General features: G+C 27.5%; 15 protein-coding genes and 2 pseudogenes. All 17 read right to left on the bottom strand.

The features are described 5' to 3' along the window. Positions 1–24: 24 nt before the first annotated feature. The 17 genes and pseudogenes from CLFE_RS10295 to CLFE_RS10220 all read right to left on the bottom strand — a co-directional run bounded on the left by CLFE_RS10295 (position 25) and on the right by CLFE_RS10220 (position 19,223). The gene (locus CLFE_RS10295; RefSeq protein ID WP_077832685.1) at positions 25–873 is read right to left on the bottom strand and encodes a flagellin N-terminal helical domain-containing protein; all 849 of its coding nucleotides are present in this window, start codon (positions 871–873) and stop codon (positions 25–27) included. A gap of 107 nt (positions 874–980) precedes the next feature. Continuing rightward, positions 981–2,705: a motility associated factor glycosyltransferase family protein gene (locus tag CLFE_RS10290; RefSeq protein WP_242951568.1), complete on the bottom strand. Its 1,725-nt coding sequence runs from the start codon at positions 2,703–2,705 to the stop codon at positions 981–983. A gap of 54 nt (positions 2,706–2,759) precedes the next feature. Then, positions 2,760–3,851 (bottom strand): UDP-galactopyranose mutase, encoded by a 1,092-nt coding sequence (glf, locus tag CLFE_RS10285; RefSeq protein ID WP_077851673.1) that lies wholly within the window; start codon positions 3,849–3,851, stop codon positions 2,760–2,762. Between the two features lie 29 nt (positions 3,852–3,880). After that, positions 3,881–4,366 (bottom strand): hypothetical protein, encoded by a 486-nt coding sequence (locus CLFE_RS10280; RefSeq protein ID WP_077832682.1) that lies wholly within the window; start codon positions 4,364–4,366, stop codon positions 3,881–3,883. Positions 4,367–4,388: 22 nt separating this feature from the next. Next, entirely contained in the window at positions 4,389–5,288 is a 900-nt protein-coding gene (locus tag CLFE_RS10275) for a glycosyltransferase family 2 protein (RefSeq protein ID WP_077832681.1), read from the bottom strand. Between the two features lie 164 nt (positions 5,289–5,452). Beyond that, positions 5,453–6,793, bottom strand: coding sequence for a glycosyltransferase family 2 protein (locus CLFE_RS10270; protein ID WP_077892690.1), 1,341 nt, complete (start codon positions 6,791–6,793; stop codon positions 5,453–5,455). Positions 6,794–6,825: 32 nt separating this feature from the next. Then, complete coding sequence (locus CLFE_RS10265; RefSeq protein WP_077892691.1) at positions 6,826–9,156, bottom strand: hypothetical protein; 2,331 nt, start codon at positions 9,154–9,156, stop codon at positions 6,826–6,828. A gap of 19 nt (positions 9,157–9,175) precedes the next feature. After that, positions 9,176–10,840: a glycosyltransferase gene (locus CLFE_RS10260; RefSeq protein WP_077892692.1), complete on the bottom strand. Its 1,665-nt coding sequence runs from the start codon at positions 10,838–10,840 to the stop codon at positions 9,176–9,178. A gap of 34 nt (positions 10,841–10,874) precedes the next feature. Continuing rightward, a complete protein-coding gene (locus tag CLFE_RS10255) occupies positions 10,875–11,975 on the bottom strand; it encodes a glycosyltransferase family 2 protein (RefSeq protein WP_077892693.1) in 1,101 nt (366 codons plus the stop codon). An 18-nt stretch (positions 11,976–11,993) separates the two neighbouring features. Continuing rightward, positions 11,994–12,143, bottom strand: a pseudogene (locus tag CLFE_RS24480) (acetyltransferase); the annotation flags it as partial. Between the two features lie 525 nt (positions 12,144–12,668). Then, positions 12,669–12,818, bottom strand: a pseudogene (locus CLFE_RS24545) (hypothetical protein); the annotation flags it as partial. A 92-nt stretch (positions 12,819–12,910) separates the two neighbouring features. Further along, entirely contained in the window at positions 12,911–14,041 is a 1,131-nt protein-coding gene (locus tag CLFE_RS10245) for a hypothetical protein (protein ID WP_077892695.1), read from the bottom strand. An 18-nt stretch (positions 14,042–14,059) separates the two neighbouring features. Beyond that, positions 14,060–15,352, bottom strand: coding sequence for a class I SAM-dependent methyltransferase (locus CLFE_RS10240; protein WP_077892696.1), 1,293 nt, complete (start codon positions 15,350–15,352; stop codon positions 14,060–14,062). Further along, positions 15,342–16,235, bottom strand: coding sequence for a CatB-related O-acetyltransferase (locus tag CLFE_RS24255; RefSeq protein WP_284738954.1), 894 nt, complete (start codon positions 16,233–16,235; stop codon positions 15,342–15,344). The genes CLFE_RS10240 and CLFE_RS24255 overlap by 11 nt, the downstream gene beginning before the upstream one ends. Further along, positions 16,225–17,388, bottom strand: a complete 1,164-nt coding sequence (locus tag CLFE_RS10230; RefSeq protein WP_077892697.1) for an N-acylneuraminate cytidylyltransferase — start codon at positions 17,386–17,388, stop codon at positions 16,225–16,227. The genes CLFE_RS24255 and CLFE_RS10230 overlap by 11 nt, the downstream gene beginning before the upstream one ends. A 4-nt stretch (positions 17,389–17,392) precedes the next feature. Then, positions 17,393–18,268: an N-acetylneuraminate synthase family protein gene (locus CLFE_RS10225; protein WP_077892698.1), complete on the bottom strand. Its 876-nt coding sequence runs from the start codon at positions 18,266–18,268 to the stop codon at positions 17,393–17,395. Positions 18,269–18,284: 16 nt separating this feature from the next. After that, a complete protein-coding gene (locus CLFE_RS10220) occupies positions 18,285–19,223 on the bottom strand; it encodes a GDP-L-fucose synthase family protein (protein ID WP_077892699.1) in 939 nt (312 codons plus the stop codon). Position 19,224: the final 1 nt, after the last annotated feature.

The following is a 19,224-nucleotide window of genomic DNA, read 5'->3' as shown; positions in this document are numbered from 1 at the left end:
CCTAATCAGATTATTTTAATTTCTCTATTTAACATTACTTAATATATTTAGAATGTCCCTTGGAAATTGATTTGCTTGAGCTAACATTGCATCACCTGCCTGCATAAGTACACCTGTCTTGGTATATGTAATCATTTCCTCAGCTACATCCGAATCTCTAATATCACTTTCAGCTTGCTGAACTCCTTCTACTGATGTATTTAAATCATTATAAGTATCATTAAACCTATTTTCAATAGCACCATACTGAGCTCTTGCATCTAAAACTGTTGATAATGCTGTATCAATTGTATCAAGATTTTGATTTAAGGAATTTGTTTCAAGATTTAAATCATTTATACTATTAGTTACTTTTCCACTTGCATCTTTTTGTCCTAAACTTGCTGAACTTAAATCATAAAAAGAAAACTTCACTTTATCCCCTACATTATTTCCTATAGTAATTTCGCTCTCTTCATCAGATGCTATAAGAGGCTTACCATTAAAATTTGTATTTTTTGTGATATCGTCTATTCCTTTTTTTATTTGATCAATTTCAAGCTGTATATTTTTTTTATCTGAGTCTGTTTTACTAGAATCTCCGGATTCAAGAACAAGATCTCTCATCCTTTCTAGCATTTCTGATACATTATTCATTCCACCTTCTGCTGTCTGAAACATACTAACACCATCTTGAACGTTTCTTGCTGCCATCTGCATTCCCCTAATTTGCATTCTCATCTTTTCACTTTTTTCTAAAGCTGAGGGGCCATCTTTTGCGCTATTTATTTTCAATCCTGAACTTATTCTTTCAAGAGCACCTGATTGCTCTGTTTCAACATTCTTTTGTTCATAGAAAAGCGATAATGCCGCTATATTATGATTTATTCTCACTATATATCAACTCCCAAAATTTTTATAAAATCTTGAAAAAAATTCCTAAAGGTTATTTTATTAATATTATTATCGTTATTTTTTTTTAATGCTTTATAAAATATAACTTAATATTTCATAAACTCTTTAACTGATTCTATAATATTATTATAAAATATTATATTTCTCTTAAGTTGTATTTTAATTCTATCTTCTTCCATCATATCTTGTTTTTCTTTAAAATTTGGATTACCAAGTATATTTATTATTGCTGGAGATAAAAGTATATTTAGAAATTTAAGACTTCCCATCATACTAAATATACATTCATTTGTAATATTAAAATTGTAAGCTACAAAATCCCTTTCTTGTATATCATCCTTATTAGCCATAATATAACTATTATAATCTTCTACAGCTGAAATACACATTTCATTTACTATTGTAAGATTTTGTTTTATCTTTTCCATTTTTAAATCTACATTCTCTTTACTCATAAGTTCAGTATTATCTTTTATTATATTTTCTATAACATTTCTATCCTTAACTTTATGTCTATAATTTTCAAGAACATTTTTTAGTATATCCGCCGGAGCTCCTTCTATACTTGCTCCTCCCTCTGTACTGTTTATAAATTTTATATCTCTTTTTGCCTTTATAAATTCTTCCATAGATTTTTTGTAAAAATAAAGGGTTCTATCTGTCTTTACTTTTTCACCATATATGTCTTGTACATAGAAAAAATTCTTTATATCACCACTTCCACCAACACTTAAATCATAGGTTATATCATTAGTATAAGCAAAGTCTTGACCTATAAAAATTATTGTATTGCATCCAATATACTCTGCCAAAGAGGTACATACATGAGCTACTGAACCTCCCTCATATAAATTATCTATATCTTTTTCAAAAAAATCTCTAGATGCATTTTCGGCACCTATATCTGTAAAGAATATCTTATGTCCTTTATACTCTTCTACTACCTTATAGTTTGTAAATTCAGAATATACTAACGGGACTTTAGAATCCATAGCATTCTTCATTATTTCAAATGCCGGCTCATCCGGATCTATTACACATACAAAATCAGGTATAATTCCTTTATCTATTAAGATTTCAAGTGTTCTTCCACCTGTTATAATAATAAATTCATCTTGAAATTCCTTTAGCAAATCCACATTTTTAGATAAAGAGGGCCCCGCTGAGACAACAACTGCAGGCATACCTTCATAAATATTTTTAAAATAATTTATCATTGTACTATTTTGTATGCTCTTTAAATTATTCATATATGAATTAAAAAAATGTTTTGAATGAACCATATGTGTACCCATATTTACAAGCACACTATTTTGAATTTCTAAATAATTGCTATATAAGTTAGCTATTTCTTTATAATATATATCACTATAATTTGCAAAAACGCTGCATTTTGTATTAGCTATATTGAACTCATCTAAAAACAAGTTAAGAACCCCACTTAAATCTTCTTCATTATAAAGATATAAGAACACTCTATCATCATTTATTATTTTATCTGCATAACTAGTATTTAGAAAGCTTGATACAACATCAACTCTTGGCTCAATAACTAAAATTCTTATTTTATTTAACCTCATATTTATGAGCTCTATTATATGTTCTCCACTTCCAAGTCCAAATATTACAAAATCACTTTCTGCATTTTCTATATTAAGACTATTTATAAATCTTTCTATGTCTTTTTTCACATTCTCTTTACTTCCAATATATTTACCATCTAACAGAAGTATATTTCTATTATCTAAACTTTTTTCTATAGCTGCTTCTTTTAGAGTATTCTCACACTCCTTAACAGTATTGAATGTCACTATATTCAAAATACCCCTCCATACCCAATTTAAAAAAAGCAGGAAATTCCCACTTTAATTTTTTTCTTTTATTCTGTCAACAAGCTTTATAGCCTCATCTACTACTACATCCATATTCATATATCTGTACTGTCCAAGTCTTCCTAAGAAATAAACATTTTCTAAAGCTTCTGACTCTTTTTTATATTTAAGATAAAGTTTTTCATTTTCCTTTCGTGGCACTGGATAATATGGTTCACCTTCAGCGGAGGAATACTCCCTTACTATAGTCGTACTTAAAGACTTTTGACCTGTTAAGTATTTAAATTCTGTTATTCTAGTAAAATCATAATCATTTGGATAATTTATTGTTCCAACTCTTTGATAACATTCTTCATTTAAAGTTTCAAACTCAAAGTTTATTGATCTATACGGAAGTTTACCAAATTTATAATCAAAAAACTCATCTGCACAGCCAGTATAAATCAAATTTTTATAACTAATTTCATTTTTTATAAATCTATAGTCAGAGTTAAGCATTATATGTATATTTTCATGCTCTAACATATTTTCAAACATATTTGTGTATCCATAGAGTGGAAGCCCCTGATATACATTAGTAAAATATCTGTCATCTCTATTAGTTCTTATAGGTATTCTTGCAGTAACTTCCTTTTCAAGTTCTTCAGGCATAATTCCCCACTGTTTTTTAGTATATCCTTCAAAGAATTTTTTATAAAGTTCCTCTCCTACTTTGGTAATTACCATATCTTTAGCATTATTCACTTCAATATTCTTGTTCCTTACTTTATCGAAAAAATCAATAATAGTATCACTTGTATAATTTGTACCATAAAGTTCATTTACAGTGTCTACATTTATAGGCATTGGTACAAGTTTTCCATCAACATATGATAATACTTTATGCTGATAAAGATACCACTTAGTAAATCTAGATAAGAATTCCCATACTTTTTTACTATTAGTATGGAAAATGTGAGGCCCATATTTATGTACTAGTATTCCTTTTTTATCATAATAATCATAAGAATTTCCACCTATATGATTTCTCTTATCCACAACTAAAACTTTTTTTCCTTCCTCTGCCAAAAGCCTTGCTGAAACAGCACCAGAAAATCCACAACCAACTATTAAATAATCGAACATAGTTTCCTCCTACAAATTTATTTATATCTTTATTTTTTTCTAACTGATTTAAATTTCCAAAGCAAAACTGGTGTTAATATAACTCCTAAAACCCCTGTAATAAGAAACGCTACTATCCTAAATATAAAATTTGATATTCTCATAACATATAATGAAGACACACTTACATCCTTTAATTCAGAAACAACATTACACATTACAATTTTATCACCATTAATGGACAGTGCATATTTAAAAACATTAAAAAAACCTGCACCCGATATATTAGTGACTGGAACAATTATAACATCAAATTTTATATTTTCAATCTCTTTCACACTATTTCCTTTTTTAAAAGATTCTTTATAACGATACACATATATATTTTTTATATCATTATACTTTTCGGCTAATTTCACTCCATGTTCATGAGTTAACATACTTATTTCGTATCCTTTATATTTTTCTTCTATAGCCTTTAAATTTAAATCCAATTGCTGAAAACTCGCTGAGCGAACTATAAGTAATTTTTTCATACTGTACCTTCTTTACTTAAAGTTATTTATAAAACGTAAATGAAACATTAAGTGGAATCCTTAAATTTTCCTCAATGTATTTATTAACAACTTTTCTTTTTCCCTTTATTTTATTAAAATTGATAAAAGCATTCCACATGGCCTTTAAATATATACTAGTCTTTTGTTCCATTGAAAAATAGAAACAACTATATATAAGCTCCATAGTCTTTTTTAAAGCAAATTTTGTAGAATAATTCTTCCACACAAGAAAAAAGGCATTTCGTGTATAATAAAAAGGTGCCCTTAGGGATGTTCTGTTTTGTGGTGAATATTTATGATATGCTATAACATCGGCAAAAAACTTTATCTTATAACCCATATCTAATATCCTAAAAGCAGTATCTTGTTCATTCCAATATAAAAAGAATTCTTCTGGATAAAAACCAGCTTCTTTGAGTACATTTGTTCTAACTCCTGCTCCTGCCCCATTAAATGCCATGATATAATCATCAGCTTCCGCTGCTTCGCCATCAAAATTTTCCTCTAAATTCATTTTTTTAACTTCATCATAATTATAGTAATTTCTAACATCAAAAGCTACCATACCAAGTTCATCATCTTTTTGAAATTTTTCCACCATTCTTTTAATAGAATTTTTTTCTGGAAAGGAATCATCGTCAAGAATTACTATATACTCTCCTTTTGCTTCTTTAAAGCCCACATTATATGCTTCTATCCCCAAATTTTTAGTCATTTTTACGAGTTTTACTTCTTTAAAATCTTTTTCTATCTTTTCTATAGTTCCATCAGTAGATGCATTATCTACAACTATAATTTCTAAAGATTCATAATCTATTTTTTTTATATTGTAAAGACTCTCGCATATTTCAGCTTTTCTATTCCAACAAATAGTTACAATACTTACTAATGGAGTTTTCATATGCTCCCTCCTGCTATTAAATATACTATATTATTTTATCGTATAAGTAAAATAAAAATTAATACTAATACTTATTTATGTTGCATCATAATGAAACCTTTACCATTTTTAAAAAGGAAGTATCATATTACATCATATATAATACAACACTTCCTAATATCAATTTAATTATTTAATTTCTTATTAAGTCTTCTCATACCATCTACTAAATTAGGATACCATATATTTTTCATCATACAATATATATTTTCATAATTTTCTATATATTTTCTATCTTCCTGTGTAATTATAGTATTAAAATATCCATCAATATAGATTATATTATTGCAAAGTTCATTTCTCATATCAAATATATGATTACATAGTTTGATTACTATTTCACTCTCTTTTGATTTATAGTCATTTGATTTTAAAATTTTGCATTCTTTGAATCGTTCAATATCAAGTTTGTTATTGGAAAGTATTCTCAATTCTACTTTATTATTAATAGTTTTAATTTTATTTATAACATTCATAAGTATATCTACATTATTATAACTTATAATGGTTATAGACTTTTTTCCTCTTAATATCTCTTTAAGCCTATCTTCAATTTTCTCGACCTTAAATATCTTATCATCGCTAACTTTTCCTCTTACATTATGAATTGCATCTTCTAAAGCTAAGCTTATAGTTTTTGCACTATTGTATTTTCCCACATAATTACATGCATATACCGCATCAAAAATATCATCAAAAAGTTTAGCTGCAACCTTTTCTATTTTACTTTCTTCGCTATACTTTATAAAAAAATGTATTCTATTTCTCCAAAAATAGTAGGTACCAAAAGTATTACGCCTTACATTTCCCCCTCCTTTATGCCACACCTTTGAATCGTTAATAGCCCAAATTTCATATCCCTGAAGTTTTAATCTATGGCATAAATCTATATCATCCCAGTATACAAAATACTCTTTGTCAATGTTTCCAACTTCTTTTAACGCATCAACTCTAAGAAGCGCTGAACAAGCAGGTACATAATCACTTTTCATATCACTGAAACCTAAATCAATACTTCCTTTATTCATTAATTTCATATTAAAATCATCCCAATCAACAAAAGATCCAAATTCCTGTATTACTTTGGGATTATCGAGATAATATATCTTGGAACCAGTAGCCCCCACATTTAAATTTTTCTCCATATAGTCAACAAGCTTTTCGAGGGAATTTTCATGAATTACTACATCATTATCAAGAAGATATATATACTTATAGCCTTTATTTATTACAAATTTAATTCCTGTATAAAAACCGCCTGATCCACCTATGTTTTCCTCATTTTCAATAATTTTTAATTCGTTACAAAATCGTTCTTTAACTGCCTGAACCGAACCATCTGTAGAGGCATTATCTACTAAGTATATATCAAAATCTTTATACGATGAATTTAGAACTGAATCTATACACTTTAGCACATATTCTTTCTTATTATAATTACAAATTATTATACCTACCTTAATCATAAAATCATCCTTTTACTATAGTTATACAATTATTACTTAAAATAAAAGATTTCTATATTACTTTCACCTATATCTTTTGCTTTATCTAATATGGTCTTTCTAATTTCTTCTATAAAAGAAAAAGAAGCTACAATATAATTTTTATATCCTAATTTTAAAGAATCCTTTAAAGATATTATCTTAATATCCTCTATACTCTTTCCCCAAAGACTTTCGTTCCTATCTACAATATTTAATATCTTAACACTATAAAATGAACACGCTTTTATTACAGCTTCTCCTACTTTTCCAGCTCCATATACAACAACCTCATCCAGACCATAATTTTTAACTTTTTCAATAACTTTTCTTGCTGCATTAAAATATTCATCATTACTTTTATCTTCCAAATACTTTTTTACATAGTAATTTGGATTTGCTTTCGTTATAACTCCCTCATACCAAAGAATATTGAATTCATCAAATCCTTTAAAGCCATTTTTATCTATATAATCTTCACCATACTTTTTCACTAAATCTACATCTTTATCTGTGCAGATTTTTCTTTCTACATTAAGTCCAAATTTATCTTCAAAGGTTAGATTTCCTATGACTTCTACTTCTACAGGGGTAGGCATATTAACCAATCTACTAATTATTTGTAATATTTCTCTTTTGTTTTCTATTATATTCTTACACAAAAGTGGCTTTTTACTCACTAAATCCATCCACCTTTTTTGAAATATAATAACGCCTTTCCACCATTTCTTCTCTTTTTCACTTATATTAAAATTAGTATCTTTAAGTACTGGAAGAACTTTATTTTCTGTAAGTTTATAATCTAATGTTGTTCCCACTGAATCCAATATTAGCTGTTCTAAAATAAAAGTATTCCTCTTAATATTTTTTATTAAATCTTCATTTTCTTTAAATGAACTACAAAATCCTAATATATTTATCTTATCGAACAATTTATTTTTCACATTTTCATCTGACATTGCCAAAAAATGATAAAGTTTAAATTGTATATTTTCACCCTTTAAGCTATTTTCAATAGCACTTTGAATTGTTCCAGAAAAGCCCACATCTATTGTTGCTACTTCCTCAAATCCCTCCATTTCTTGTCTCAAATACATATTAAGTGCTTTTCTTTTTTTACTAATATATTTATTAACTTCAGTTCTAATATCTTCACTAAGTAAAAATTTCTTTAAAGCATCGTATAAAGAACCTTCTTTAAAATTCACCTCAGAAGCTTTTTTCAAATAAACCTCTGAAAATTGTCCAAAAACTTCAAGAAGGCTGTTTAAATTAAAGTTTCTTGCCAAATCACAAAGCTTCCAATTAGTTAAAAATAGTTTTTCTACCTCTTCCTCATTGTATTCTAAAATAGATGGAATGTAGGTTGACTTTCTCGAAACATATATTGGATTAACTTTAATTTTTAGTTTTCTCCTCTCAATTTCATTTTTTAAAAGCTTCGCTAATAAGGTTCCTTCTCTCATAAGTGGATATATAGCTTTAATATTATATTTCTGGAGCTTATTAACTACCCAATCTATGTACACAGTTAAAAATGGTCCCAATACTAAAATTCCTATTTGAAGTTCATAATCTTGTTTAAAATCATAGCAGGCTAATTTTCTAAGTGAATCTAAAGCTTTAAGTGGATAATTGTATAAAATTTTTTCATACTCAAATACTTTGTTTCCATTCTCATGAACTACATCATAAAAAAACGAATCCATTCCTAACTTATGTGGAACAGTAACATCCGAAATCCTATTATCGCCTATATGTAACATTTCATTTCTTTCAATGTTCTTATACTCATTAAAAATAATTTTAAATAGTCCTTCATTTCTTTTAGATACTCCGTATTCACTGGACATAAATATATTATCTATTTTCTTTAAGCTAAACTCATTTTTATAGAATATGTATCTTAAATCTTCTTCTTTTAAGTACATGTCTGAGGTTAAAATTATATTTATTTTGTTATCATAAGCATAATCTATTAATTTAATTATTTCTGAATTTACATAACAGTACTTTGTTTCAATCTCTACTTCTGTCCTTACAGCTTCTTTTTTGTTTTTAATAATAGAATCAGGAAATTCGTTGTAAATTTCCTCTAAAAACACTTCATCTGTATCTAAAATTTTCTTTTTTTTAATCCTAGCATTTTTTTCTGCTTCAATTCTCATAATTTTAAACTCTTCTTCGCTCAATTCAAAATCCAAATTTTCATTTTTCAAAAGCTCTTTTGCTGTAATTGTAAAAATTTCACAAGGATTTTTAACGGCCCTAAACAAAAGTGTATCAAATACATCCAAGCTTAAAAGTTTTTTGTTTTTTAATCTAGATATAAGTTTTTCAACCATCTAATCACCATCTCTTCAATTATTGTCCATACCCATATAAATAATTTTCTAAAACCTTAAGGTTAAGCTCTTTTAATTTAGCGCAAGCATCTTTTCTTCCAGGTGTCGTACATATAAATACATAATTAAAATCTATATATTTAATTTGCTCTATATTGTATATTGGTGTTTCCCCTATAATGCTTGTTTTAAACCTATCAACATAACCTACTAAATAAAAGTTTTTAAGTTTATTTGTAATAAGCTTTTCCGTCATTTCACCAGAATAACTTGCTCCCCATATTAAATAATTTATTCTTTTATTTTTGAATTTTTTCCTTAAATAATTCAGCTTTATATCAAATGCATAATAAAAATCTTCTTTTATATCAAAAGGAATTCTTTTATCAATATTTTTACCTAAAAATTCATCATGTATGTATTTAAAACTATATTTTGATTCTATATGATTATCTATTTTAATTGGCTGTTTATTATTTATTTTATTATAAATATCAATATATGAATTCACTTCATTATAAATATTTCTATTAGAAATATTTATGTTGGATTTTAAATAATTTAAAATTCTAGGATTATTGGATATCATCCTGACTAACCTTGAAAGTTGCCCAGAATCCCCTACATCAAAAGTGAATCCATTTATTCCACTCTTAACAAATTCAGCCATAGCACCTATATTACTTGCTATAACAGGAATTTTCCTCTGAAATGCTTCATTTATAACAAAAGAATAACTTTCATAGCATATTGAAGGACAAATAAGTACATCCATGGAATTATAAACTTCATTTATATTATCATTACTATATTCACCATACATATTAACATTGGAATTTTCATTCAAAATAGCTAATAAATCCTCATTTCCTCCACCATAGATATTAAGCTTTATATTTTCATTTTTTTTAAGTCTATTAAAAGCACTTATAAGTACAAAAATACCTTTTATATACGATGCAGCGCTAGCAAATCCAAAATTTATTTTGCTTTTATTATCATAAACTGTGTTGTTTATATCAATATTTTCAAATTTCATACCATGATTTATTACAGTTATTTTTATAGATATATCTTTAAATTCCCTTATATATAATTCTTTCAAAAATATAGATGGAGTAATAATTATTTTTGCATTTTCCAATATTTCTTGAGCCTTAATATATCTACTATTATAATTTAATTTTAAATCATCACACTGTCTTTCACATTCTTTTCCCCTATTTGCACCTGAACAGATCTCATTTTTCTTATTTATCAAAAACAATTTTGGACATATTAAAAAACAATCCGTAAGAGTAATTATGTATGGTATTTTCATTTCTTTTACCAATTCTATAATTCCACCTACTCTTCTTGGATGACAAATATGAACCATATCTGCCTTTTCTTCCATTATAATTTTCTTTAAATTAAACAACTTTCTATTTTGAAGTTGAAATTCAAAATCAGCATTTTTATTTAAACACTTAATTGCAATAACATTAATTTTTCTATATGTAAATCTCTTAACTAAAATATCATCTATCTTTTCACTATATTCTTCATCTGGATATGAACTATAGGTTATTAATGAAGCTTCAATGCCTCTATTTAAAATATTACTAACTACATTGTAAATAAACTTTGTCGTACCTGTTGAAGCCTCTGGCAAAAATTGATCTGCTAGGTACAGTATTTTCATAATTATCACTTCCTAAATCTACTAGTACTATATTTTAATTAAAAAATGGCTTATCATCTTCTTCATATATTTTGGTAATTTTTACACCATGGTTTTTATAAATTTTAACTTTATTATATATATCCTCTTGATAGGTAAAACTAGAAATAATAATGTTATTAAGCTTTAATTGAGATATATCTTCTGGCGTATATATGGTGAAATCCATTATTTTTTTACCCTTTAAATTATTATTTGAATCGATTATAAATATATTTCTGTGTATATCCCCTTTTATTTCCTTATACAATTCAAGTAAATATTTCGTATGACTTCCTGCTCCATATATGCCTATGTTATCTGATGTATTTTTCCCAAATAACCTATCTATAAATTTTTCCATTTTATTGTGCCAATATTTATAGTCTTTTTCTTTCATATATCTATTTGAAACAGCCTCAGGTTCTATATTATACTTTTTTATCACCTCATAAATTTCCCTTGAAAAATTATGATTTTCAGAAACAGTTTTAGATTCATTATGCAATCTAAATTTAGCAAGTAACTTATCTATAAATTTTATATCCCCTAAGGTAAGTAGTTTTATAAAAAGATCATAATCCATAACATAATTTAACTTTTCATCTAAATAGCCTACTTTTTGAACTAATTTATGAGAATAAAAGCTACCTGGTTGAATAATATCTGGATTTTTATGGAGCAACTTATTTCTTGTAATTATTGGTTTTCTCTCAAGCTTTACATCAGTCTTTGCTAATCCATTTTCGTCTATATACATTATATTTCCATACGTTATAGCCAGCTTATCATTTTTAGCAAATTCATCTACACTCCATTTAACTGCTTCACTTTCTAAAACATCATCAGAGTTTATCCACCCTACTATTTCTCCTTTTGCCATTTTGAAGCCCTTATTAATTGCATCTGTTTGCCCTTTGTCTTTTTCTGAAAAAAACTTTATTCTTCCTTCATATTTTCTTAAAATTTCTATAGTATTATCTGTTGACCCACCATCCATAACAATATATTCAATATTATCATAGGTTTGATTCAAAACAGATTTTATTGTTTCTTCTATATATTTTCCTTGATTAAATGATGGTGTTATTACTGTAACTAAAGGCTCTTTATTCATACAATCACTCTTTCATAATTAATTAATTGACTTTATTACCCTCGCTGGATTTCCTGCTGCTATTGTATATGGTGGTATATCACCCGTTACAACACTCCTAGCACCTATTACAGCACCTTCCCCTATAGTAACTCCCTTTAAAATAGTAACTCCAAAACCAATCCAAACCTTATCTTCTATAATAATTGGTTTACTTTTCACATTCCTCCACTGTTTATTGCTATTTACCTCTCCTGTAGTACTAAGACTTTCAAGCATGTTAAGTACATCATTTTTTCTATATTTAAATTCAATGCCATGAGAATCATTGTCGTATATTGTACAATCCCAAGATATCAAAACATCATTTCCAATATGTATTTTATCTACACAAATTAGATTAGTATTACTAGCTATGTAACTTCTGTCACCTATTTCAACTAAACCAGTATTTCTTTGATAAGAAATTTTGCAATAAAGCAGTGAATTTTTACCTATAACCAAATGAACCTTCTCTTCAAGTTCACCACGTACAATTTCAAAATCTCCCATAAGCACACTACTGCTATCTATCTGAGCATAAGAACTATTTTTTTCAATAATATCCGCTAATTTATTATAAGAATTACAAATGTTTTTGATATAAAACACATTTTCTAAATACCCTAGTTCTACAAGCTGTTCAGCTATTTCATTGTAATACATACTAGTGATGAGTATAATATAATTACTTCCTTCATTTTTATGCGGCATTACCACTTTTACATTTTCCACAAATTTGTTATTTTTATTAGAATCATTATCAAAAATAAAATTAACTTCTATATTCCTTTGTTTTAGTATTTTTAGTGCGGTTTCTCCCATTTTAGAAGCTCCAAATACAATAAGCTTTTTATTTTTATTAATGCTTAAAATATTTATAAATTCTTCAAGTGAACAATTTTTTAGCATCTTTTTCACCTCTTAATTACATTGTCTAATACATCAAATTGAAATAAATCAAGCCAAGAATCTCTTGATAAATTCACTATACTTATGCCTTTGTTTGCTATCATTTCTTTATAAAACTTATATTGAAGGAACATTTTCTTTGTAGCTTCAAGATACTCAATTATTCCAAACCACGCCTTATTATCTGTGGAGTTTTTTCTCATATCTTCATTCTTTCCATAAAAGTTTTGGGTTACTTTTCCATAGTCTCTTAAAACCGTATGATCACAGCCTAGCAAATATATTTTTTCATATCCCATATATATAAGCATAGCTAAAACCATTATAGGTGAGGTTTGAGGCCCTAAGATATTCAAAGTTAAATCAACATCTTCTTTAATGGGTTTATCTGTAAATTTAACATAATTGACCTTTCTATCTTTAAAAATTTTAAAATCCTCTACAAATCTTCTATTACTTATTTCTATACATATATTTGTAGTCTTAGGTAGTTTACTATCCGAAACCTTTAGCCATTCTATGTAATTTTCTAATATTAGCGGTTTATGATATGGTGCAAAAAAATGTATTTTAGGACAAATTGCTTCTATATCCTTGTGTAAAAAAAAGTTACTAACACTATAGCAATCTTCACCTTCAAGCTTTTTTAAATCTTCAAGCTTTATACTTGGTCCTGTGGCTAATAAAAAAGCTCTTTTATTAATTTCACTATTTTTATAAACTAAATTTTTATTCAAAAGTTTCTGGTTTTCATTAAAATCATAATATTCAATAAGTGTATACTCTCTTCCATCTTCAGAAAGTACTTCTAAAGTCTTCAAAGAAAAAATATTAAATTTATGGGGCTTTGAAATTTGATTATATATCTCATCCGTATAGCTGCTGGTTATTATAACAGTAGTATTTATTGGCATCTCCCACAGTTCTTTAACTGAAATAATTTTAATACCTTGAAAATCTTCTCCCCATTTTTTAGAATCATTATCACAAAAAAAATCCACCTGGAGTTTTATTTTTTTAAATTCTTTTAAAGTCGTTATTCCAAGATTTGATGCACCAAAAAACACAACAGGACTATTGTTAATTTTATTTTTTAGAATCTCTAAGGATTTAAAATTAAACTCATCACAATACATTACATAAAAACCTCACACTTAATATATTTTTATAATATCTATTCCCTTTTTTTGATAATGCTTTATTCTTTCATATATAATTTCTTGATATACATCTGAAGAAATTATTATGGCCTCTACCTTTGACTCTATTTTTTCCATATCCATCAATTTATATCCATAAAGTTCAGTATTGAACTGTGATTTATTGTTATCTAAAAGCCCTAAAATTTTATTACTATAATTAAGCTCATCTAATAAAAGTTTTGTATGATTACCAGTTCCATATATCATTACACTTTTATCACTATACTTTTCTAAAAACTCCTTAACCTTTTTAAATTTAAAGTTTCTTTCCTTCTCAGCTTGAGTACTTTGAAATTTTTTGTATTCTTCTAAATACTCTTCTCTATTTGTTTCTAAATCCATAAGATATTCCTTTATTTCCTCATAAAAATTCATTATTCTCTTATCTATTTTATCTTCTGAAACTTTAAATATACTCTTAATAGATTCATCTCCATTGAGATATGAAAAACCATTAAGTTCCATAACCTGTTTTAAAGTCCCCAATGTGAAATAATATGTATGTGCATTTTGCAGCGATTTAAGAAAATCACAGTCATAGGAATAATGCATATTAAAAACCCCTGGCAATTCAATATATAAAATTCCAGCTTTCTTTAGTAGCTTTTTTATTATATTCAACTCTCTATTTATATCCAAAAAATGCTCCATAACATGGCTGAGTATTATTAAATCAAATTCACCTTCGTAATCCTTTAATAGTTCACTAGCTTCACAATTAACTAAATTAATCCCCTTTGTTTTTCCAAATTCAATATACTCCTTGCCCAAATCCACTCCTAAAACCTCATACCCATCATCTTTAAATGCTTTTAAAATTCCTCCTGCACCTGTACCTATTTCTAAAACCTTTTTTATGTTTTTTACACCATTAACCTTTAAATACTCATCTATAATTCCCCCTCTTTTAAACTGTTCATTAAAAAATTCCTCCGTAGGACTCTCCTTCCCTACGTATAATTTTCTGTATTCTGTATCATAAAAAGTATTATAACTTTGCTGAGTCATTCTAGGATTAGTCATTATTAAACCACATTTTCTGCAAATAGCTGTACTTACAGGCAAACCGTACCTATCTTTTTTCGCTAAAATCTCAAAATCCTCACTACCACAAATGCATTTAACACTTTCACAGCTATATATGCCTTTTTCAAGCTCTTTTTTTACATTATCCCTAATAAAACTTTGTACCTTATTTAAACTAAGTACTTCTTTTCCATCATCTTTAAATCTATTACTTATCATTTTCTTCACCACCAATTGAATTTCTTAGCTTCCTAATGAATTCATTTTTATCTCTGAATAAAAGTACATTTTCTTTTATCTTCTTATCTTCCCATTCCCACCATTTAGAAGCATTTAATATTTTAATTTCTTCTCTATTAAATCTATACTTAATTACTTTAGTCGGAACTCCAACTGCTACTGCATAATCAGGAATATCCTTATTCACAACTGCTCCCGCTCCAATAACCGCTCCATTTCCTATCTTTACATTTGGAAGAATAGTTACATTACTTCCTATCCAAACATCATTACCTATTTCAATCTTTTTATTGTCATCATTAGAAACTACCTCATCTAAATCTTCTTTAATAAAACTTCTATTTGATAAATACAAAAATGGATGAGTTGATATAAAGTTTAATGGATGATTAAAATTAGCTATTGTTATTTTAGGAGCTAATGAACAAAAGGCTCCTATACTTTTTATATTGTTTTCTTTATACATAAACTGCTCATATCCATAGGTATGCTTTCCAACTGTAAACCCATATTCTTCATTAGGCTCAAATTTTTCTAATAAATTTATGTAATGTTTTTCTTTATTAAATTCCATACTATCTAACTGTTTAATAATTTCCTTATAGTATGTGCTAGCTATAAGTATAATATATTCACAATTCATTTCTTTTAAGATTTCTATAGTTTCAATTCTAGTACCTAATATATTTTTGCCTTTTTTACCCTTATCATTATCTATAAAGCAGATGACCTCTACTGATAAACCTTTTAAAATATATTTAGTGAACTTTCCAGCATTTCCAGCTCCAAAAATAATAACTTTTTTATTTTCTAAAAATTCCAAATTACTAAATATAGTATCTATTATATAATCATAAATCATAATTTTCTCTTAAAATAACCTCCGCCACCTCTCTAACTGCACCTTTTCCACCATCAAGTTTAGTTATATAATCAGCTTCATTTTTTATAATTTCCATAGAATCTTTTACAGCACATCCAAAACCAACCTTTTTTATAACTTCTAAATCATTTATATCATCACCAATGTAAGCAATTTCTTCATAAGTAAGCTCATACTTTTCAATTAAACTATCAATAACGCTTAATTTATCCTTAATTCCCATATGAAGCTCATCTATTTTAAGTTTTTCACATCGTTTTCTAACTATTTCTCGTTTCTCCCCAGTTATAATTCCAGTTATAATTCCCTTGTTTTTCAATAATTCAATTCCCATTCCATCCTTGGTATTAAACTTTTTAAGTTCATCTCCATTTTCAGAATAATACATTCCACCATCTGTAAGAACGCCATCACAATCCATAAAAAGAGCCTTTATTTTTCCTATTTTCTTAGTAGTTCTTATTTTTAATAGATTTTCTACTATAATCCAATCCAAAGGCTCATCTATTTCATAATAGGATTCTTCCGGCATTTCAACCGCTCCTACTTTTCCTGATATTCTACATCCTTCTTTCATAAAGCTTTCCCTACTTGTAATATAAAAAGCTCCATTTTCAATTAAAAAGCCATTAAAATCTTGTCTTCTTGGTCTGTTCATAGGATCGTAATTTTGTGGTAAAATCGTGTTTTTCTCTTCTTGCCAAATAAATCTCTTTTGTCTAACTACAGAAATAACACTATCAATATCTTCTTTTAAAAATTTTTCAAAGCCATCATTTAAATTCTTAAATGTAAGTAATGGTGAAGTTGCTTGGATAAGAACCATATTTTCAAAATCATATTCTTTGGCAAATTCAAACATAGTAGATTCTGTACTAGCTGTGTCTGTGGATACCTTCTTTGATCTATCAATAACCTTAATTTTTTCATTTTTATAATCTTCAACAGTACTTTTTATTTCATCGCTATCTGTAGATACAAAAATTTTATCTATGTACTTACACTCTGCTGCTGCATCTAAAACCCAATATACTAAAGGTCTACCATTTATAAGTTTTATATTCTTTTTTTTTATAGAAGTACTTCCACCTCTTACTGGTATAAAGGCAACATTTTTATATCTTTCTTTCATGAAATCATCTTACTCCTTCTTTAAACTTTAGCTTATCCCTTTGAACTTTCTCTATATCTAATATTTCTTCTTTTTTATAAGTAAGTGATTTGTAAGCAGCATCTAAATTACGAACTAATTTTCTCATACCATCTGGCTCTAATGAAGCTGCATGGTCAGTACCTTTAAAGGTTCTATCTAATGTAAAGTGTCTTTCTACTGTTACAGCTCCAAGGGTATAAGCCGCTATATCAATAGCTATTCCTTTGTGGTGACCTGAAAATCCAATTTCTTTTACAATATCTCCATAGGATTTTTTGAGCCTTTTTATTTCCATAAGACATACATCTTCAAAAGGTACGGGATATCCTGAAGTACAGCTATACAAAATTAAATCTTTATTTCTATCCCTATCTTCAAATAGTTTTATAAGCTTTTCTTCTTCCTCTCTAGTGGTCATTCCTAATGAAACATGTATTTCACCTCCATAATTGTCACATAACCACCTTAGTATTTCATAATTATTATTACAAGCAGAAGGTATTTTTATCATTTTAGGCTTTAGGGATGCTATTTCTTTTGTGGAGGTCATATCCCAAACTGATGAACTGTAAACAGTGCCCATCTCTTCACAAAATTCTTTTAATTCCCTATGCTGATCTATTGTGAACTCTAAGAATTCTCTATGCTCCCCATAGGTTTTTCCATATGAATTTTGAGGGTTTGGATGAGGTGCATAATATTGTTCTTTTGTAAGACTTTCTTTGGGATTTCTTTTTTGAAACTTGATAATATCTGCTTTGCAAAAAATAGCATTTACCTTTATAAGCTCCTTTGCTAAATTCATCTCTCCCATATGATTACAGCCTACTTCTGCTATAACTCTTGGTTTTGAATACATTTATATCATCCTCTCTCTATAACGAAAGTATATTGTTCTTTAATATATACTCAACTACGTTTTTTATTCCCTGTTCCAGTTTAATCTTATATTTCCACCCAAGACCTTCAAGTTTCTTAACCTCAAGAAGCTTTCTCATTGTTCCATCTGGTTTACCTTTGTCAAATCTCACTTCACCTTCATATGAAATAATATCTTTAATCATATAAGCTAAATCACTTATACTTATTTCTTTTCCTGTGCCAATATTAACATGTTCTTCTCCTTCATAATTTTCCATTAAAAACGTGCAGGCATCTGCCATATCATCCACATGCAAAAATTCTCTTAATGGTTTACCCGTTCCCCAAACCTCTACAAAAGGGAGCTTTTTAACCTTAGCTTCATAAAACTTTCTTATAAGCGCTGGCATAACATGAGAGGTTTGTAAATTAAAATTATCATTAGGTCCATATAAATTTGTTGGCATACAGCTTATAAAATTATCTTTATATTGCCTCTTGAAAAATTGACACATTTTTAGCCCTGCTATTTTTGCAATGGCATAAGCTTCATTTGTACTTTCAAGATAACCTGAAAGTAAATATTCTTCCTTTATTGGCTGTTTACATTCCTTAGGATATATACATGAACTTCCCAAAAACAAAAGCTTTTTAACTTTAAAATCATGAGCTGTCTTTATAATGTTGTTTTGTATTTCTAAATTTTCATATATAAAATCAGCTGGATAGGTATTATTAGCATTTATTCCTCCAACACGAGCAGCGGCTAAAAACACATACTCTGGCTTCTCTTCTTTAAAAAATTTTCTAACTTCTAGTTGATTAGTCAAATCCAATTCTTTATGTGTTTTACCAATTATATTTGTATATCCTTTATCTTTTAAATTTCTAACTATAGCAGAACCTACAAGTCCTCTATGTCCTGCAACATAAATTTTGCTCGCTTTATTCAAT

The sequence above is a fragment of the Clostridium felsineum DSM 794 genome (genome assembly GCF_002006355.2).
Taxonomy (GTDB): Bacteria; Bacillota; Clostridia; order Clostridiales; family Clostridiaceae; genus Clostridium_S; species Clostridium_S felsineum.
The sequence above is the reverse complement of the archived record's forward strand: the minus strand, read 5'-3'. Positions and strand labels throughout refer to the sequence as shown.